Source organism: Paractinoplanes deccanensis, from assembly GCF_016862115.1.
Classification (GTDB): domain Bacteria; phylum Actinomycetota; class Actinomycetes; order Mycobacteriales; family Micromonosporaceae; genus Actinoplanes; species Actinoplanes deccanensis.
This window is the reverse complement of sequence record NZ_BOMI01000021.1, coordinates 133735-151637: the sequence shown is the minus strand read 5'-3', so window position 1 is coordinate 151637 and position 17903 is coordinate 133735. Positions and strand designations below refer to the sequence as shown.

At 71.5% G+C, this 17903-nt stretch carries 15 protein-coding genes; 5 read left to right on the top strand and 10 right to left on the bottom strand.

Translation table 11 applies throughout. The features are described 5' to 3' along the window. Positions 1 to 50 precede the first annotated feature (50 nt). Together Ade02nite_RS07035 and Ade02nite_RS07030 are read left to right on the top strand one after the other, a co-directional pair. Positions 51 to 986 (top strand): NADP-dependent oxidoreductase, encoded by a 936-nt coding sequence (locus Ade02nite_RS07035; RefSeq protein ID WP_203760702.1) that lies wholly within the window; start codon positions 51 to 53, stop codon positions 984 to 986. An 11-nt stretch (positions 987 to 997) separates the two neighbouring features. Next, positions 998 to 1504: a cupin domain-containing protein gene (locus Ade02nite_RS07030; protein WP_239168589.1), complete on the top strand. Its 507-nt coding sequence runs from the start codon at positions 998 to 1000 to the stop codon at positions 1502 to 1504. Between the two features lie 27 nt (positions 1505 to 1531). Here the strand turns inward: Ade02nite_RS07030 and Ade02nite_RS07025 are convergent, their stop codons facing one another. Continuing rightward, positions 1532 to 2686 carry an ROK family transcriptional regulator gene (locus Ade02nite_RS07025; protein WP_203760701.1) on the bottom strand — a complete coding sequence of 385 codons (1155 nt, stop codon included), beginning with the start codon at positions 2684 to 2686 and terminating at the stop codon, positions 1532 to 1534. A gap of 96 nt (positions 2687 to 2782) precedes the next feature. Here Ade02nite_RS07025 and Ade02nite_RS07020 point away from each other — a divergent pair, with 96 nt between their 5' ends. The 3 genes from Ade02nite_RS07020 to Ade02nite_RS07010 all read left to right on the top strand — a co-directional run bounded on the left by Ade02nite_RS07020 (position 2783) and on the right by Ade02nite_RS07010 (position 7774). Continuing rightward, a complete protein-coding gene (locus Ade02nite_RS07020) occupies positions 2783 to 3742 on the top strand; it encodes an acetylxylan esterase (protein WP_203760700.1) in 960 nt (319 codons plus the stop codon). Between the two features lie 11 nt (positions 3743 to 3753). Beyond that, positions 3754 to 6063, top strand: coding sequence for a glycoside hydrolase family 95 protein (locus Ade02nite_RS07015; RefSeq protein WP_203760699.1), 2310 nt, complete (start codon positions 3754 to 3756; stop codon positions 6061 to 6063). A 436-nt stretch (positions 6064 to 6499) separates the two neighbouring features. Continuing rightward, entirely contained in the window at positions 6500 to 7774 is a 1275-nt protein-coding gene (locus tag Ade02nite_RS07010) for an HNH endonuclease signature motif containing protein (RefSeq protein WP_203760698.1), read from the top strand. Between the two features lie 1070 nt (positions 7775 to 8844). Here the strand turns inward: Ade02nite_RS07010 and Ade02nite_RS07005 are convergent. From Ade02nite_RS07005 to Ade02nite_RS06965, 9 genes are all read right to left on the bottom strand, one after another. Then, complete coding sequence (locus Ade02nite_RS07005; protein WP_203760697.1) at positions 8845 to 9438, bottom strand: response regulator transcription factor; 594 nt, start codon at positions 9436 to 9438, stop codon at positions 8845 to 8847. Then, on the bottom strand, positions 9435 to 10727 hold the full coding sequence (locus Ade02nite_RS07000; protein ID WP_203760696.1) for a sensor histidine kinase: 1293 nt from the start codon (positions 10725 to 10727) through the stop codon (positions 9435 to 9437). Before Ade02nite_RS07000 ends, Ade02nite_RS07005 begins: the two co-directional genes overlap by 4 nt. A gap of 18 nt (positions 10728 to 10745) precedes the next feature. Then, positions 10746 to 11498 (bottom strand): ABC transporter permease, encoded by a 753-nt coding sequence (locus Ade02nite_RS06995; protein WP_203760695.1) that lies wholly within the window; start codon positions 11496 to 11498, stop codon positions 10746 to 10748. Beyond that, positions 11495 to 12448, bottom strand: coding sequence for an ABC transporter ATP-binding protein (locus Ade02nite_RS06990; protein WP_203760694.1), 954 nt, complete (start codon positions 12446 to 12448; stop codon positions 11495 to 11497). The genes Ade02nite_RS06995 and Ade02nite_RS06990 overlap by 4 nt, the downstream gene beginning before the upstream one ends. Before the next feature lie 112 nt (positions 12449 to 12560). Then, complete coding sequence (locus Ade02nite_RS06985; protein WP_203760693.1) at positions 12561 to 13805, bottom strand: RNA polymerase sigma factor; 1245 nt, start codon at positions 13803 to 13805, stop codon at positions 12561 to 12563. Next, positions 13802 to 14176, bottom strand: coding sequence for a YciI family protein (locus Ade02nite_RS06980; RefSeq protein WP_203760692.1), 375 nt, complete (start codon positions 14174 to 14176; stop codon positions 13802 to 13804). The genes Ade02nite_RS06985 and Ade02nite_RS06980 overlap by 4 nt, the downstream gene beginning before the upstream one ends. Before the next feature lie 77 nt (positions 14177 to 14253). After that, entirely contained in the window at positions 14254 to 15921 is a 1668-nt protein-coding gene (locus Ade02nite_RS06975) for a type 2 periplasmic-binding domain-containing protein (RefSeq protein ID WP_203760691.1), read from the bottom strand. A gap of 12 nt (positions 15922 to 15933) precedes the next feature. After that, a complete protein-coding gene (locus Ade02nite_RS06970) occupies positions 15934 to 16878 on the bottom strand; it encodes a carbohydrate ABC transporter permease (RefSeq protein ID WP_203760690.1) in 945 nt (314 codons plus the stop codon). Further along, positions 16875 to 17834 (bottom strand): ABC transporter permease, encoded by a 960-nt coding sequence (locus Ade02nite_RS06965; protein ID WP_203760689.1) that lies wholly within the window; start codon positions 17832 to 17834, stop codon positions 16875 to 16877. The genes Ade02nite_RS06970 and Ade02nite_RS06965 overlap by 4 nt, the downstream gene beginning before the upstream one ends. Positions 17835 to 17903: the final 69 nt, after the last annotated feature.

Genomic DNA, 17903 nt, shown 5'->3' with positions numbered 1-17903 from the left:
CAGGTTGCTTCGAGTTCGAAGCAAAACATCACGCGAAAGCGAGCAGTCCCATGAAGGCAGTGCGTTTCCACGAGTACGGCGAGCCGAGCGTCCTGCGGTACGAGGACGTCGAGCAGCCCACGCCCGGCGCCGGGCAGGTGCGGGTCCGGGTCGCCGCGACCTCGTTCAACGGGGTCGACGCCAACATCCGCGGCGGCTTCATGCAGGGCCCGATCCCGGTGACCCTGCCGCACACCCCCGGCATCGACGTCGCCGGCACGGTCGACGCGCTGGGCGACGGCGTCACCGGCGTCCAGGCCGGCGACCAGGTGATCGGGTTCCTGCCGATGACCGGGCCCGGCGCCGCCGCCGAGTACGCGATCGCGCCCGCCGAGGTGCTGGCGCCCGCGCCGAAGAGCATCCCCCTGGCCGACGCGGCGGCGCTGCCGATCGTCGGGCTCACCGCCTGGCAGGCGCTCTTCGAGCACGCCGCGCTGACGGCCGGGCAGCGGGTGCTGATCAACGGCGCCGGCGGGGCGGTCGGCGGCTACGCCGTACAGCTGGCCAAGCGCGCCGGCGCCCACGTGATCGCCACCGCAGGCCCGCGCAGCGCCGAGCGCGTCCGGGCGGCCGGCGCCGACGAGGTGATCGGCCACGACACCACCGTGGTGACCGAGCCGGTCGACGCCGTGCTCAACCTCGCCCCGGTCGCGCCGGAGCAGCTGGCCGCCCTGGTCCCGCTGATCCGCGACGGCGGCGTCCTGGTCAACACCACCGTCTGGATGCCCGCGCCCGCCGACGAGAAGCGCGGCGTGCGCGGCGTCAACATGTACGTCCGCAGCGACGCCGAGCAGCTGGCCCGGCTGGCGGCCCTGGTCGACGACGGCGAGCTGCGCGTCGAGGTCGCCGAGCGCGTGCCGCTGGCCGAGCTGCCGGCCCTGCACGCCTCCGCCGCCGCGGGCACCCTGCCCAGCGGCAAGGTCGTCGTCCTCGCTCCCACCGCCTGAGCCTCCCGGAGATGACGATGATTCCCGATGACGACCCGTCCCGCTCGCTGACCGTGGCGAGCCCGGACGCCCCCGGCACGACCCACATCTCGCTGGTCGGCAACACCTACACCATGCTGATCACCGGCGAGCAGACGAACGGCCGGTACTGCCTGATCGACATGCGCGTCCCGGACGGCGGCGGCCCGCCCCCGCACCGGCACGACTTCGAGGAGATGTTCACCATCCTCGAGGGCGAGATCGAGTTCACCTTCCGCGGCGAGAAGCACGTCGCCCGGGCCGGCTCCACGGTCAACATCCCGGCCAACGCGCCGCACAACTTCCGCAACGTCTCCGGCGCCCCGGCCCGCATGCTCTGCATGTGCACCCCCGCCGGCCAGGACGAGTACTTCATGCGGATCGGCGACGTGGTGGCCGGCCCGGACGCCCCCGCCCCGCGGCTCTCCGCCGACGAGCTCGCCGAGCGCCGCCGCCGCGCCGCCGAGCTGGCCCCGGCGTACCGCAGCGAGTTCCTCTGACCCGGGGCAGGGTCACGCCGTGCGCGCTCAGGCGTCGACCAGCGCCTTGATGCTCACCGTCGCCGCGCCGCGCGCCCACTCCTCGAACGGCAGCGGCCGGATCGACAGTGGACAATCCGCGGCGGCGCCGAAGGCCTGGCGCTGGAAGCCGGCCCGGATGTGCGGCTCGAACAGGTCGTAGGCGGACAGGCCCTCGCCGGAGACGACGATCCGGGCCGGGCCGACCAGGTTGGCGACAGCGGCGATGCCGGAGCCGATCGCGTCGCCGGCGCGGGCGAAGACCGCGCGCGCCGGCGGGTCGCCCGCGCGGGCCAGGGCCACCGCGTCCGCGAGCGTGAGCTCCGGGCGGCCGGTGGCCTCGCGGGCCTGGCGGACGATGGCGCCGGTGCCGGCGATCGCCTCCACGCAGCCGCGGCTCCCGCAGTGGCACGCGGGGCCGTTCGGGTCGCAGCCGACGTGGCCGATCTCGCCGGCCACCCCGTGCGAGCCGGAGACCAGCCGGCCGCCCACCACCAGGCCGCAGCCGATGCCCGCGCCGACGGTCACCAGCGCGAACGACTCGGCGCCCACGCCCTCGCCGAACCAGTGCTCGGCCGTGGTCAACGCCTTCACGTCGTTCTCCACCGTGACGGTGAGGCCGGTGATCTTCTCGGCCCGCTCGCGCAGCGGCACGTCGCGCCACCGCAGGAACGGCGAATAGCGCACCAGGCCGGTGGTGCGGTCGACGTCGCCGGAGACGGCCAGCCCGAGACGGCGGGTGCGCGGGCGATAGTCGGCGTGGCTGTCGAGCAGGTCGTCGACCAGCTCGCCGAGCTGGGTGAGCACCTGATCGGGGTCGGGCACGGGCAGCCGCCGGTGCGCCGAGGTGCGCACCTGGGCGCGCAGGTCGCAGACCACGCCGATCAGCTCGTCGCCGGTGATCTTCACGCCCACGAAGAGCTCGCGGTCCGCCCGGATGGCCAGCGGGCTTGCGGGCCGCCCCGCGCCCGGGCCGGTACGCTCCGTGGCGGCCAGTTCCTCGAGGTAGCCCATCTCGATGAGCGGCCGCGCCGCCTTGGTGACCGCCCCGGAGGACAGCCCGAGACGGCGAGCGAGCGCCACGCGGCTGATCGGCCCCTCGGTCAACACGGCGGTGAACACGGCCGTCACTGCGGGTGCCAGGACCCCAGCCTCGGGAAACATGCCCGAAATCTAGGCTCAATAATTTCCTTCGTCAAGTATTGATTTGGCCGCATACGTGAACCTACGCTCGCCGCACTCTCCCGAAAGGCTGGCACCATGGCCCTGTTCGACCTGCCCCTCGCCGAGCTGCGCGACTACCGCCCGGCCCTCCCCGAGCCGGACGACTTCGACGCCTTCTGGCAGCGCACGCTCACCGCCGCCCGCGAGCACGACCTCGCGGCCGAGCTCGTGCCGTACGACGCGCTGCTGCCCGCGGTGCGCGTGTTCGACGTGCGGTTCAGCGGCTACGACGGGCAGCGGGTCGCCGCCTGGCTCCTGCGGCCCGCCGACGCCGGCGACCGGCCCCTTCCGTGCGTCGTGCAGTTCATCGGGTACGGCGGCGGGCGCGGCCGCCCGCACGAGTGGCTGCTGTGGCCGGCCGCCGGATACTCCGTGCTCGTGGTCGACTCCCGCGGCCAGGGCGACGGCGACACCCCCGACCTGCCCGGCGACGGCACGCCCCACCACAACGGCCTGCTCACCCGCGGCGTGCTCGACCCCGAGCAGTACTACTACCGCCGCCTGTTCACCGACGCGGTGCGGGCCGTGGACCTCGCGGCCTCCCTGCCGGACGTCGACCCCACCCGCATCGTGGTGGCCGGCGCCAGCCAGGGCGGCGGCATCGCGCAGGCCGTGGCCGGGCTGCACCCCCAGGTCCGGGCCGCGCTGATCGACGTGCCGTTCCTGACCCACTTCCGGCGCGCCAGCGAGATCACCGACTCGCACCCGTACAGCGAGCTGTCCGCCTTCTGCGCGGCCAACCGGGAGCGGACCGAGCAGGTCTTCGACACCCTCGGCTACTTCGACGGCGTCCACTTCGCCGCCCGTGCCACGGCTCCCGCGCTCTACTCCGTCGGCCTCATGGACGACGTGTGCCCGCCGTCCACCGTGTACGCCGCCTACAACCACTACGCGGGCCCGAAGCAGATGCAGGTCTGGCCCTACAACCGGCACGAGGGCGGCGGCTCCTACCAGGCGCCGATCCAGCTGCCGTGGCTCCGCGACCAGCTGGCCTGAGGGGATTGCCGATGCCTTCCACCGTCCTCGCCTACGACCGTCCGGCGGAGCGCTGGTTCGAGGCGCTCCCGATCGGCAACGGACGTCTCGGCGGCATGGTGTACGGGGGTGTGCGCACCGAGATCGTGCGGCTATCCGAGTCGACCGCGTGGTCCGGGGCGCCCTCGGACGACGACGTGAGCCCGACGGCCCTTCGGGAGCTGCACACCGTACGGCAGCTGCTGTTCGAGGGGAAGCACGCCGAGGCCCAACGGCTGGCGGAGCAGCACCTGACCGGACGCCCCTCGTCGTTCGGCACGAACCTGCCGCTCCCCCGCCTGCGCCTCGACTTCACCGGCGGCCCGGCGAGCGGCTACCGGCGCACCCTCGACCTCGACACCGGCCTCGTGCGCGCCGAGTTCGACCAGGACGAGACCCATGTCGTACGCGAGGTGCTCGCCTCCCATCCGCATGGCGTCATCGCGCTGCGGCTCACCGCGGACCGGCCCGGCGCCGTCAGCTTCACGGCCACCCTGGACGACACCCTGCTGCCCGGCACGACGACAGCCACCGAGGCCGGCGTCGCGTTCAGCGGCCGTGCCGTCGAGTCGCTGCACAGCAACGGCACGGACGGCGCCACGGTCGAGATCCGCACCGAGTTCCGGCTCGAGGGCGGAACCCTGCGGCACGGCGACGACACGATCGAGGTCACCGGCGCGGACGCGGTCGTCGTGCTGGTCGCCGTCGGCACCGACTGGGGCGGCGAGGACGCGGCCGCCCGGGCGGAGAAGCTGATCGCCGGCACTCCCGGCTACGAGGACCTGCGCACCGCGCACCTCGAGGACCACCAGCGCCTGATGCGGCGGGTGTCGCTCGATCTCGGCGATCCGGTCGCGCTTCCCACTGACGTACGCCGGGAGCGCCTCGCCCGGGGTGAGCGCGACGACGACCTGATCGCCCTCTACTTCCAGTACGGCCGCTACCTCACCGTCGCGGGCTCGCGCGAAGACTCGCCGCTGCCCCTGGCGCTGCAGGGCGTCTGGAACGACGGGCTGGCCAGCAGCTCCGGCTGGACCGACGACTTCCACCTGGACATCAACACCCAGCAGAACTACTGGGCCGCCGAGCCGGCCAACCTCGCCGAGTGTCACGCCCCGCTCTTCCGGTTCCTCCAGCGCCTCGCCGAGGCGGGGAAGAGCACGGCACGGCAGATGTACGGGGCCGAAGGCTGGACGGCGCACACGGTCACCAACGCGTGGGGCTACACCGCGCCCGGCAGCGGCATCGGCTGGGGCATGCACGTCACCGGCGGCGCGTGGCTCGCCCTGCACCTGTGGGAGCACTACGAGTACGACCCCGACGAGCGTTTCCTCCGCGAGCAGGCGTACCCCGTCCTGCGCGGCGCCGCGCTGTTCCTGCTGTCCTATCTGGTGCCCTCGCCGTCACACGGCTGGCTCGTGGCCGGGCCGTCCGAGTCACCCGAGAACTGGTATCTGGCCCCGGACGGCACGCCCTGCTCCGTCTCGATGGGCTCCACCGCCGACCGCGTCTTCGCCGACGCCGTCCTGCGGATCTGCGCCCAGGCCGCCACCATCCTCGGCGTCGACCCGGACCTGCGCGACCGAGCCACGGCGGCGCGCGCCCGGCTGTCCCCGTTCCGGATCGGCCGCCACGGCCAGCTCCAGGAGTGGCTCGACGACTTCGACGAGGCGGACCCCGCGCACCGGCACACCTCCCACCTGTGCGCCCTGTTCCCCGAACGGCAGATCAGCCCCCGCCACACCCCCGACCTGGCCCGGGCCGCTTCCGTGACCCTCGAACGCCGCCGCCAGGCGCCCGGCTGGGAGCAGACCGAATGGGTGGAGGGCAACTTCGCCGCCTTCTACGCCCGCCTGCTCGACGGCGACCGGGCCCTGGCCCACATCACCAGCCTCATCACCGACGCCAGCGAGGCCAACCTGCTGAGCTACTCCACCGGCGGCGTGGCCGGAGCCACCCAGAACATCTACTCCTTCGACGGCAACACCGCCGGCACGGCAGCCATAGCGGAGATGCTCCTCCAGTCCACCGGCGAGGAGATCGAGCTGCTGCCCGCCCTGCCCACCGCGTGGCGCGACGGCTCGGTCCGTGGGCTGCGCGCCCGAGGCGGCTTCACCGTCGACCTGTCCTGGCGCGGCGGCCGGCTGCGCGAGGGCCGGATCCGCTCGGACCGGGCGGCCGCGATGCGGGTCCGCCTCCGGGAAACCACCGTCGATCACACCTGGCGGCCGGACGAGGAGCTGGTCATCGGTCCCGAGCACTTCTCGGCCGTGTCCGCTCGGGGGTCGATACCTGCCGGGTGACGGTCACTTCGTGTTCGAGGGCCTTGGCCGGGACCTTGGCCGGGGCCTTGGCCGAGGCCTGGCCGGGGGCCTTGGCCCGGGGGCCTTGGCCCGGGGGCCTTGGTCGGGGGCCTGACGGGTGGCCAGGCTCGACCAGCTCGGGCGGCGAGTTCGGCCACCCGCTCGCGCGACTCGCCACGGGCGGCGATCACGTCCAGCACGGTGACGGTGCCCATGCCGGGTCCCGCAGGAGGGCTTGTTGGCGCCGATCGGCCGCCGGACGCCCCATGACCACCCTCGAGCGATTGATCACACTGGCACCACGCGCAAGTCACTTCGAGCGATCTCGAGCCAGCATCGGAGGGCTTTTGCGGTTGCTTGCAGATGGTGGATGTCGATCTCGTTTGCGCCTCTGGGGCGCTCAAAGTTGTCGTACGTCTGTTCGATTATGGTCCGCATGTTGGCAGACGTTCGGCAGTTGGGTGAGGAAGCGGCGAAGCTCGCCGCTGCCCCGGTGTGGTCCCTCGCCGACGACGAGCTGATCGATGTCCTCGAGGCGGCCCACCAGCTGCAACAGACCGCCGCGGCCCTCCAGGCGCGCCTGGTGCACCAGGCCGAGACCCGGCGGCTGCCCGCCAAGCAAGGCCATCGCAGCACCACCGGCTGGCTGCGCAGCCTGCTGCGGATCGACCCCCAGCCGGCTCGCGAGCTCACCGAGGGCGCCGCCGCGATGGGCGGCCACCCCGAGCTCGAGGAGGCGGTCCTCGACGGGCAGGTCGACCTGCGCCAAGCCGCGGTGATCTCGGCGACCGTCACCGACCTGCCCACCGAGCTCGCCGACCTGCCCCTCGCCGAGGCCGCCGCCCTCACCGAGCAGGCCCAGGCCACGATGACCGACATGGCCGGCCGACTCCCCGCCTACCAGCTGCGCCGCGTCGGCGAGCGCATCCTCGCCCACATCGCCCCGCACCTGGCCGACCGCGCCGACGCGGCCGCCCTCGCCCGGCAGGAGGCGCGCGCCCACCGGCGCCGCGGCCTGACCCTGTCCCTGCCCGTCGAGGGCATGGTGCGCATCTCCGGGGTTCTCGGCGCCGAGGACGCCGCCACCGTGCAGGCCGCCCTGCATCCGCTGTGCGCACCCACCCCCGACGACGACCGGACGGCCGCCCAGCGCCGCGCCGACGCCCTGGTCGACGTGTGCCGGCTGGCGTTGCGCACCGGGCAGCTGCCCGAGGACGGCGGCGAACCGGCCCAGGTCGCCGTCACCATCCCGTTCGACTCGCTGGCCACCGCCCTGGGCCCGGCCGCGACCACCGACACCGGCGAGCGCGTGTCCGCCGAGACCGCGCGGCGGCTCGCCTGCGACGCCCGCATCCTCCCGGTCGTGCTGGGCGGCGCCGGCCAGGTCCTCGACGTCGGCCGCGCCCGCCGCCTGGCCACCGGCCCGCTACGCCGAGCCCTGCACATCCGCGACGGCGGCTGCGCCTTCCCCGACTGCGACCGGCCACCCCGCTGGACCGACGCGCACCACATCATCGCCTGGACGGCCGGCGGCACCACGTCGCTCGACAACCTGGTGCTGCTCTGCCGTCACCACCACCGCGCCGTCCACCATCCCCGCACCGGCTGGCAGATCCGCCACGGCACCGACGGGCGGCCCGACTTCATCCCGCCACCGACGATCGACCAGCAGCAACGGCCGCGCCGGAACCTCTACCACCCGCGTCCGTGACCACCCGCGCCCGTGACCACCCGCGTTCCTGACCGCCCGCGCCGCTGACCATCCGCGCCGCTGACCCTCTGAAGCCGACCCTGAAGCCGGCGGCCGAGGGAGCCGCATTCAGGCTGGCCGCGCGTTGCAAGATGCCCGCGAACCGGCCGCGGTGGGATGCGGACGTCAACGCTATCGATGGCGTCGATCGGCCGTGCAGATTCGGGCTACGCATCCAGGAACGGCACAGACTCTCCCCAGGCGCTGGCCCGGAGTCTTTATCGACCTGGAATATCGTCGATGAAGCACCGGCCGAAGATTGGGCATATTCCCTGCGCCTAGCCGGCAACGCGCGGCTGGCCCGCCAGGTGTCGCAGACGACCATCAACACGTCCTCGATGCGGCAGTCCTTCTGTCGGGTTCACACGCCAGTCAGAAACCTCGCGCCTTTGCCGACCTCACCGACCCCAAATCCGAGGAGTTCGCACCCGTCCCGGCCGTGACGGCAAGCGCTGCGTAGACGACCCGGTTGGCGACAAGACCGGCCTTGACGTTGATGGCGGTCGGTGGCATGGCGGGCTGTCCCTCGGCCAATCGCGGCGCTGATCTCGGTCACTTCGGTCCGTAATCACCTGCGTCGACGACGAGCCGAAGACCCCCGCGCGGCCCTCACACGGCTGGTGGCCGAGATCAGCGAACTCCGCGGCGCCTCGGCGCCTTCACCGAACGATCCACGGTCCGCCGATCTGCTCACCGGTCGACGCGGACAAGACCTCGACGCCTGGACCCTGCACCGTGAACACCGAGCCCTGTCCGCCCTGCACGGATTCGTCCACGGGCTGGGCATAAACCCGCATAAACCCGCCCACCGTCGTGACCCGCCTGACCTTGCCCTACAACAAGGGGCCGATCGAAGCCGCCACACCAAGGCCAAGTTCCTGAGCCGGCGAATGTGCGGCTGCACCCTGTCGCGGCAACAAACTTCTGATCAGATACGTGGCTCACCGCCGGAGCCGCTCCTCTTGCGGCCCCGTACAGGCGGATTCCGCGGCCACCACGTCAGGTCGGACGACCCCGTCACCCGGACGGTGTCAGATCCACCCCATGCTCTGGGCCTGACGGATCGCGGTGAGCCGGTTCGGCGCGCCGAGCTTGGTGATGGCGTTGCTCAGGTAGTTACGGACCGTGCCCTCGCTGAGGTGCAGCCGGGCGGCGATGTCCGCGACCGGCGCGCCGGAGGCGGCGAGGGACAGGGTGTCGCGTTCCCGGTCGGTGAGCGGGCTCTCGCCGGCCATCATGGCGGAGGCGGCCAGTTCGGGGTCGAGGTACCGGCCGCCGGCGTGAATCTTGCGGATGGCGGCGGCCAGTTCGGCACTGGAGGAGTCCTTGGGGATGAAGCCTCGGACGCCCGCGGCGATGGCGCGGCGCAGGTAGCCGGGACGGGCGAAGGTGCTCAGGATCAGCATGGCGCGGCCGGGAAGCTGTTCGGCGACCGTGAGGCCGTCGAGGCCGGGCATCTCGATGTCGAGCACGATCACGTCGGGGTCGTGGGCCGTCACCGCGGGGACCACCTCGTCGCCGCGGCCGCACTGGGCGACCACCGTCAGGTCGTCCTCGAAGTCCAGCATCATGGCGAGGGCCTCGCGAATCAGATGCTGGTCGTCGGCGAGCAGAACGCGGATCATGCGGCAGCTCCGGACGGCGCGGCGGTCCCAGACGGCCCAGCGGTTCCCGACACCGCAGCAGATCCGGACGGCCCAGCGATTCCCGACACCGCACCGGGTCCGGACGGCCCAGCGATTCCCGACAGCCCGCCGGATCCAGACCCAACGGCCACCCCGGACGGCGCGATGGCGCGTACCAGGAATCGACCGTCACCGGTGGGCTCGGCCGTCAGCGAGCCGCCGACCGCGGCCAGGCGCTCGGCCAGCCCCGCCAGCCCCGTGCCGCCCTGGGCCGGCGGCGGCGCACCGTCGTTGACCACCTCGAGGACGGCCGAGCCGTCCGCCGCCCGCAGCGTCATCCGGCACCACGACGCCGAACTGTGCCGCAGGATGTTGGTGGCGCTCTCCCGCACCACCCAGGCGAACGGCCCCGCCGCCGACGGCTCCACGACGCCCGGTGGGACGTCCACTTCACAGCGCACCCCGTCGGCTTCCAGGATGGCCCGCACACTGGCCACTTCGGACGCCAGGTCGAGGACCCGGTAGCCGCGGACCGCCTCGCGGATCTGCCGCAGGCTGTCCTGGGCCAGGCCGCGCACCTCGGCCATCTCGGCCGCCGCCCGGTTGGTGTCGAGGGCGGCGAGCTTGCCGGCCAACTCGCTCTTCACCGCGATCACCGACAGGCTGTGGCCGACCAGGTCGTGCAGGTCCCGGGCGAACCGCAGGCGCTCCTCGGTGACCGCCAGGCGGGCCTCCGCGTCCTTGCTGGCGTGCGCCTGCTCGGTGAGGTTGAGGATCCAGATCCAGAGCTTGTTCGCGTACGGGAGGGAGACGCACAACGCCGAGTAGACGATCAGGGCCGCCGAGACCGGGAAGTCGCCGTAGCTCGGATCGAGCCAGTAGAGGCCGCCGGCCGTGAACGCCGTGCCGAGCGCCAGCAGCACCGTCGCCCTGGCACTCGTCCGGACGGTGACCAGGCTGATCCATGCCACCGCCAGCAGGCCCCAGCCGAGCGGGCCGGCGTCCTGCACGACGAGGACGACCAGGACGGCGACGCCGGAGATCACCGACTCGCGCCGGCTGCGGGCCGCCTGCTCGGGCCAGCCCACCGACACCGCCCGGACCAGCCGCGCGCCGGACCATGTGAAGACCAGCAGCCCGATGCCGGCGACGGCGAGACGCAGCGGATCGACCCGGTCTTCCGCGATCTGCGCGCCGGCCCCGCCGAGCGCGCCGACCCAGCCCGGGATCAGGCCGCACAGGAGGCTCCACATGGTGATCCGGCGAGCCCGGTGCACAGCGCCACTCATGCACGCCACCCTAACTTTTCAGCCTCGCCGCGGATCCCAGCGAAAATACCGCCGGGCCAGTATCGCGGCCACCGCCACCCACACGGCCAGCACGCCGGCCGACTGCATCGTCTCCGTCCAGCGCGTGCCGCCGAGGAAGCCGGCGCGGACGATCTCGGCCATCGGCGTCATCGGCAGGTAGCCGGCCACGGCCCGCAGCGCCTCCGGCAGCGCGTCCGGCGGGGCCACCACGGGCGACAGGAAGAGGCAGAGCAGCATGACCGGCACGGTGGCGATCTGGGCCAGCTCGCCGCTGGAGCTGAGCCCCGAGATGACCATCGAGAGCAGGCTGAACAGGGCCGCGCCGGCCAGCGCACCGGCCAGCAGGAGGGGCGGGTTGTCCGGCAACCCGACGCCGAGCGGCACCGCGGCCACGCACAGCACGAGGACCTGGAGCAGGTAAACAGCGGCGGCGCCGGCCGCGCTGCCGCCGAGGATCGCGGTCGCCGACGCGGGGCCGCCGAGCAGCCGCTTGAGCACCAGTTCCTCGCGCCGGCTGGTGTAGAAGCCGGCCAGGTTGACCAGCGGGGCGAACAGCACGAGGGCGGCGACCTGCCCGGTGAGCAGGAACCGCAGCTGCTCGTCGCCGGCCTGCCGCTTCGCCGTGAAGATCAGGAATCCGGTGACGAGCAGCGGCATCAGGACGGCGTTGGTGAGCGCCGACCGGTTGCGGAAGATCAGGGTCAGGTCGAGCCGGGCCAGCCGGTAGACGTGCGCGAGATCGGTCTTCACTGGTTCTCCACGATGGTCAGGAACACGTCTTCGAGCGAGGCCGGGCGGACCGCGAGCCGGTCGAGGGTGACCCGCTGCTCGCCGGCCCAGGCCAGCAGGGAGGCGACCGCCCGGTGGGCGCGGCCGTCCGGGTCGCCGCCGGTGACCGTGTAGCGGGCGGTGGGGTGCCCGTCGGTCACGGCGATCTCCGGGAGGATCCCGTCGAGCGCCGGCAGCGCGTCGATCGGCGTGTGCGCCGGGACGCGGAAGGCGATCCGGTCGCCGTGGCCGGCGACCACCTCGGGCACGGTTCCGTCGATCCGGACCGTTCCCCGGTGCATGATCGCGATCCGGTCGGCGAGCCGCTCCGCCTCCTCCAGGTAGTGCGTGGTGAGCAGCACCGTCGTGCCGGCCGCGACCTGGTCCTGGATCAGCCGCCAGGTGGCCAGGCGCGCCTCCGGGTCCATGCCGGTGGTCGGCTCGTCGAGGAAGAGGACCTCGGGGCGGCCCACGACCGCGAGGGCCAGGTCGAGGCGGCGCTTCTGCCCGCCGGACAGCTGCCGCACCGCGACGCCGGCCTTGTCGCCGAGGCCGACCAGGTCCAGGGCCTCGTCCCGGCCGAGCGGGTTCCTCGCCAGGTCGCGCCACAGGTCGACGGTCTCGGCGGCGGTGAGGTCGCCGATCAGGCCGCTCTCCTGCAGCATGATCCCCACCCGGGGCCGCAGCGCCCGGCGGTCGCGGTACGGGTCGGCGCCGAGCAGCCGGACCGTGCCGGACGAGGCGGGCCGGAAGCCCTCCAGGACTTCCATGGTGGTCGTCTTGCCCGCGCCGTTCGTGCCGAGCAGGGCGAACAACCGGCCGCCCGGCACGGTGAAGTCGACTCCGCGGACGGCCTCGAAGGCGCCGTACCGCTGATGCAGGCCGGACACCTCGATGGCCGTTCCGGTGCGGGTCAGGGTCTGCGTGCTCATGCCGTCCATGGTTCGCGAGCACGCGGCGTTCCGGCAGTCGCCGGAGTCAGCGCCCACCCATGACAGATGTCATCTCCCACCGGCGCCCGGCCGGCCCGGCCACGGCGAAAGCCTAAGCCGCGAGCTGATCGCGGCGCCGGGTGAGATAGGCGCGCTCGGCCGGGTTGCCGGCGAGGTCGATGGCCCGGTCGTACGCCGTGAGCGCCTCGCCCGTGCGCCCGAGCCGGCGCAGCAGGTCGGCGCGCGCCGCGTGGAAGGCGTGGTAGCCGTCGAGAGCCGGGGCGAGACCGTCGGTCTCCGCGAGCCCGGCGCCCGGCCCGTCCACCTCGGCGACCGCGACCGCCCGGTTGAGCCGCACGATCGGCGAGGGGTCCACCCGCGCCAGTTGACCGTAGAGCGCCACGATCGCCGCCCAGTCGGTCTCCGCGGCGGTGCGGGCAGTCGTGTGCACCGCGTTGATCGCGGCCAGCAGTTGGTAGCGCCCCGGCAGGTCCGTGCCCCGTGCCACCGCCTCGACCCGTTCCCGGACCAGGGCACTGCCCTCGGCGATCAGCTCCCGGTCCCAGGCGCCGCGGTCCTGCTCGCCGAGGGTGACCAGTTCGCCGGTGGCCGAGACGCGGGCCCGCCGCCGGGCGTCGGTGAGCAGCATCAGGGCGAGCAGCCCGGCCACCTCGCCGTTGTCCGGGAGCAGGGTGCGCAGCAGGCGGCCCAGCCGGATCGCCTCGTCCGTCAGGTCCGCGCGCACCGGGTCGTCGCCCTCGCCGGCGAGGTAGCCCTCGTTGAAGACCAGGTAGATCACCGCGAGCACGCCCGCCAGCCGCTCGCGGATGTCGCCGGCCGAGGGCACGCGGTACGGGATGCGCGCCGCCTTGATCTTCGCCTTGGCCCGGGTGATCCGCCGCGCCATCGCCGTCTCCTGCACCAGGAAGGCGCGGGCGATCTCGGCGACGGTGAGCCCGCCGAGCAGGCGCAGGGTGAGCGCCACCCGCGCCTCCATCGCGAGCGCGGGATGGCAGCAGGTGAAGACCAGCCGGAGCCGGTCGTCGCCGACGGGGCCGGTCGGCTCGGCGGGGGTGTCGTCGTGCACGATCATGGCCGCCTTGTGCTTGGCGTCGCGCTGCGACTCGCGACGGAGCCAGTCGATCGCCTTGCGGGTGGCCGTGGTGGACAGCCAGCCGCCGGGGTGGGGCGGTACGCCCTCGCGCGGCCACCTCTCCGCGGCGGCCGCGAACGCCTCGGCCGCCGCCTCCTCGGCCACGTCGAGGCTGCCGAAGCGGCGTGCGAGGCCGGCGATCACCCGTGCCCACTCCTCGTGGTGAGCGCGGGTGATCGCCTGCTCGGCGTCGGAGTGGGTCACGGCTCCCGTGCGCCGGCCCTCTGCCCGGGGCCCCGGAACCGGTGCACCTCCTGTGGCCAGTCGAGCGCGACCGCGAGCCGGCCGGCCCAGTAGCGCGCCGCCTCGTCGTCGGGCACGTCGACGACCGCGAAGCCGCCGAGGTGTTCCTTGGTCTCGGCGTACGGCCCGTCGGTGATCACCGCCTTGCCGTCGACCGCCTCGGCGCTGCACACCGCGGTGGAGCGGTCGAGCCCGCCGTTCGTGAAGATCAGGACCCCCTCGGCCCGCATCTCGTCGATCACGGCCAGCCCCGACTTGGCCTTCTGGGCCAGCTCCTCCGGTGTGTGTGCGGGCACCCACTCGTCGTTGAAGGTGATCAGGTACTCGGTCATGGCGTTACCTCTCCTCGTGTCCGGCAGAGCACACCGGGTCCACGAACAGCCGCGCCGGGATACGACAGGACGCGCCGCTACTTGCTCGACTTGTATTGATCGTAGGCCTTCTGGTTGATCTCCAGGTACCGCTTCATGCCGACCCCGTCGAGGCCCTTGACCCAGGTGTCCCACTCGGTGTCGATGTTCTTCGACCCGGTGATGAAGGCCAGCTGCCCCTGGCTGACGTAGCTGTCGAGGTTGGTCTTCAGGGTGGCCAGCTCGGACGCCTCGCTGTCGCTGACCCAGATCGAAACCTCGGGGAAGACCAGCGACTTGTCGGCGTGGGGCTCGTACTGCTTGGTCGCCTCGAACAGCCGCCGCTCGAGCCCCTGCTCGGAGTAGATGTCCTTGGGCACGACCAGGCCGTTACGGAAGGCGAGGGTGACGTTGTACTGCGCCAGCGCGTTCCAGCCGACGTTCTTCGGCACCTCGGCGGAGTTCAGCGCCTTGTAGATCGGCTTGGCCTTCTCGTCGAGCGCGATGTCACCGGGGCCCGGCTTGACCCAGGCGACGTTCTCGGGGCCCACCATCGTGTTGAGCAGGCCCTCCTCGGTGTAGAGGTAGTCGAGCATCTTGATCGCGGCGACGCGGGCCTCCTTGCTGGACTTGTTGGTCAGCATGAAGGTGTAGCCGGTGGAGGTCGTCGGGGTGTACCCGGTGTAGCTGGTGCCGTCCGGGCCGGTCAGCGGCGGCACGGCGTCGTACTGCTTGTCGCGGCCGTCCTTCTGGCCGAGCTGGACGAAGATGCCGGGCCACAGCACGGGGGCGGAGCCGATCTGCACGGCCTTGGGGTTGTTGCCGATGGCCTGGAGCGCCTCGGCGTTCTGGGTGAACGAGGCGGGGTCGATCAGCCCGTCCTTGTAGAGCGAATTGATGTACTTGAGGCCGGCCTTGAAGTTCGCCTTGTCGACCGGCGTCTCCACCTTGTCGCCGTTGAGCTCCAGCAGCGACCGGATGCCGTTGTTGGCGCCGACCGGGTTGTAGGCGAAGGCACCCATGAGATAGCCGATGAGGCTGCTGTCGCCGACGGAGGTGGTCATCGGGATCTCGTCGGCCTTGCCGTTGCCGTTCGGGTCCTGGGTCTTGAACGCCTTGAGGACCGTGCGCAGCTCCTCGGGCGTCTTCGGCATCTGCAGGTTGAGCTTCTTCAGCCAGGACGAGTTGATCCAGAGCTTGTCCGGGTACGCGCAGTGGTAGCAGTCGGACCACTGCGGCAGCGCGTAGATGTGCCCGTCCGGCGAGACCGACATCGCCTTGAGCGTGGCGTTGGAGTCGAGCGCCTTCTGGATGTTCGGCGCGTTCTCCTTGATCAGGTCTTCCAGCGGGACCGCGACGCCCTGCCGGCCGAGCTTCTGCACCTCGACCTTGGTGAACGCGTCGACCCACGGCACCAGCAGGAACAGGTCGGGGTAGTCGTTGCTGGCCAGGGAGATCTGCCGCTTCTCCTTGGCCGCGCCGCCGTCCTGGTTGGTGCTCTGGAACTGGAACTGGATTTTGAACTTGTCGCTGAGCGCCTTGGTGGCGGTGTTGGTGTCGAGCTTGGTGTCGGCGTCGGCGGGCGACATCACCGAGATGATCACCTTGTCGCCGGCCATCTTGGCCTTGGGAGCGTCGTCCTTCGCGCTCGAGGAGCAGCCGGCCGCCGCGAGCGCCATGGCGGCCGAGACGGCGACGAGTGTTCTTCCGGGGGCATGCGATTTCATGGGTGAGTTTCCTTATCCCTTGACGGCGCCGACCATGACGCCCTTGGTGAAGTGGCGGGCGATGAACGGGTAGAGGAGCAGGACGGGCAGGCTTGAGACGACGATGAGCGCGTAGCGGAGGACGGCGGCCAGCTGCTGCTGCTCCATCTGCTGGGCCAGGTCCTGCGCGCCCGAGCGGGTCTCGTTGAGGATCAGCAGGTTGCGCAGCACGATCTGCAGCGGATACAGACCGGGGTCCTTGAGGTACACCAGGGCGTCGAAGTAGGTGTTCCACTGGAAGATCGCGTACATCAGCGCGAGGACGGCCAGCAGCGGCTTGGACAGCGGCAGCACCACCGACCACAGCGTTCTGAGCCCGCCGGCGCCGTCCAGCATGGACGCCTCGTACAGCTCGTCCGGGATCGAGTTGGCGAAGAACGTGCGCGCGATGATCACCTGCCAGACGCCGATCGCGTTGGGGATCAGCAGGGCCCAGCGAGTGTCGAGCATGCCGAGGTCCTGGACCACCATGTACGTCGGGATCAGGCCGCCCGAGAAGAGCATCGTGAAGATCAGCAGCGTCATGATGACGTTGCGCCCGAAGAACGTCTTGCGCGACAGTGGGTACGCGATGGCCACGGTCAGCGTGACGCTGATCAGGGTGCCGAACACCGCGTAGATCAGCGAGTTGTAGTAGCCCTGCAGGACCTGCGAGTTGCTCAGCGCGACCTGGTACGCGTGCAGCGAGAAGTCGACCGGCCAGAAGGTCACCCGGCCCGCGTTCACCGCCTCCGCGCTGCTGAACGAGCTGGCGACGATGAACACCAGCGGTGCCAGCACCAGCAGCAGCGCCACCACCAGCATGATCGTGATGACGACCATGAACATGCGGTCGCGCAACGGCTCGCGGACCTTCGTCGTGGCCGGGCGCTCGCGCCGCCGCAGCCGGGTCAACGCCGAAGTGGATATCGCGCTCATCGCCAGAGTCCGTTCCCCGTGATGCGCTTGGCGGCGAAGTTGACCGCCAGCAGCAGGAAGAGATTGACCACCGAGTTGAACAGGCCAACGGCGGTGGCCATGCTGAAGTCCGCGTTGATCAGGCCGGTCTTGTAGACGTACGTCGGGATGATCTCCGACACCGCCAGGTTGAGGTCGTTCTGGAGCAGGTAGGCCTTCTCGAAGCCGATCGCCATCGTGTTGCCCACGCCGAGGATCAGGATGATCACCGCGGTCGGCATGATGCCGGGCAGATCGATGTGCCGGATGCGCTGGAGGCGGCTGGCCCCGTCGACCTTGGCCGACTCGTGCAGCGCCGGGTCGATGCCGGCGAGCGCGGCCATGTAGATGACGGCCGAGTAGCCCGCCGTCTGCCAGACGTCCGTCCACACGTAGATGTGCCGGAAGTAGCCCGGCTCGCCGAGGAAGTTGATCGGGTCGATGCCGAACCAGCCGAGCCCCTCGTTGACGACGCCGGCCCGGGGCGACAGCACCAGGATCGTCATCGACACGACCACCACGGTGGAGATGAAGTAGGGCGCGTAGGTGACCATCTGGACGGTGCGCTTGAACCACCCGTTGCGGATCTCGTTGAGCGCGATCGCCAGCAGGATCGGGATCGGGAAGCTCGCCAGGACCAGGTAGAACGCCAGGAAGACGGTGTTCTTCAGCAGCTCGGTGAAGACCGGGTTGTCGAACAGCTGCTGGAAGTTCCGCAGCCCCACCCATTCACTGCCCCATGGCCCCAGCACGGGGCTGTAGTCCTTGAACGCGATGACGTTGAAGGCCATCGGGACGTACTTGAAGATCACGAAGTAGGCGATCGGCACGATCGCCAGCAGGTACAGCTGCCAGTGCAGCCGCCAGGACCGCTGCGCCTCCGACCAGCGGCTGCGCCGGCGCACGGTCGTCGGCTGATGGCCGATCTCGGGAAACATGGCCGAAACCTAAGCTCAATAATTTCCTTCGTCAAGTATTGATTTATGTGAGTCGGCGGTCCTACGCTC

What these genes read in the sequence shown, in the direction of transcription:
- Ade02nite_RS06965 (WP_203760689.1), bottom strand. Translation starts at nt 17,834, where the DNA reads ATGTTTCCCGAGATCGGCCATCAGCCGACGACCGTGCGCCGGCGCAGC.
- Ade02nite_RS07025 (WP_203760701.1), bottom strand. Translation starts at nt 2,686, where the DNA reads ATGTTTCCCGAGGCTGGGGTCCTGGCACCCGCAGTGACGGCCGTGTTC.
- Ade02nite_RS07035 (WP_203760702.1), top strand. Translation starts at nt 51, where the DNA reads ATGAAGGCAGTGCGTTTCCACGAGTACGGCGAGCCGAGCGTCCTGCGG.
- Ade02nite_RS06975 (WP_203760691.1), bottom strand. Translation starts at nt 15,921, where the DNA reads ATGAAATCGCATGCCCCCGGAAGAACACTCGTCGCCGTCTCGGCCGCC.
- Ade02nite_RS07010 (WP_203760698.1), top strand. Translation starts at nt 6,500, where the DNA reads ATGTTGGCAGACGTTCGGCAGTTGGGTGAGGAAGCGGCGAAGCTCGCC.
- Ade02nite_RS07005 (WP_203760697.1), bottom strand. Translation starts at nt 9,438, where the DNA reads ATGATCCGCGTTCTGCTCGCCGACGACCAGCATCTGATTCGCGAGGCC.
- Ade02nite_RS07020 (WP_203760700.1), top strand. Translation starts at nt 2,783, where the DNA reads ATGGCCCTGTTCGACCTGCCCCTCGCCGAGCTGCGCGACTACCGCCCG.
- Ade02nite_RS06970 (WP_203760690.1), bottom strand. Translation starts at nt 16,878, where the DNA reads ATGAGCGCGATATCCACTTCGGCGTTGACCCGGCTGCGGCGGCGCGAG.
- Ade02nite_RS07030 (WP_239168589.1), top strand. Translation starts at nt 998, where the DNA reads ATGACGATGATTCCCGATGACGACCCGTCCCGCTCGCTGACCGTGGCG.
- Ade02nite_RS07015 (WP_203760699.1), top strand. Translation starts at nt 3,754, where the DNA reads ATGCCTTCCACCGTCCTCGCCTACGACCGTCCGGCGGAGCGCTGGTTC.
- Ade02nite_RS06990 (WP_203760694.1), bottom strand. Translation starts at nt 12,448, where the DNA reads ATGAGCACGCAGACCCTGACCCGCACCGGAACGGCCATCGAGGTGTCC.
- Ade02nite_RS06980 (WP_203760692.1), bottom strand. Translation starts at nt 14,176, where the DNA reads ATGACCGAGTACCTGATCACCTTCAACGACGAGTGGGTGCCCGCACAC.
- Ade02nite_RS07000 (WP_203760696.1), bottom strand. Translation starts at nt 10,727, where the DNA reads ATGAGTGGCGCTGTGCACCGGGCTCGCCGGATCACCATGTGGAGCCTC.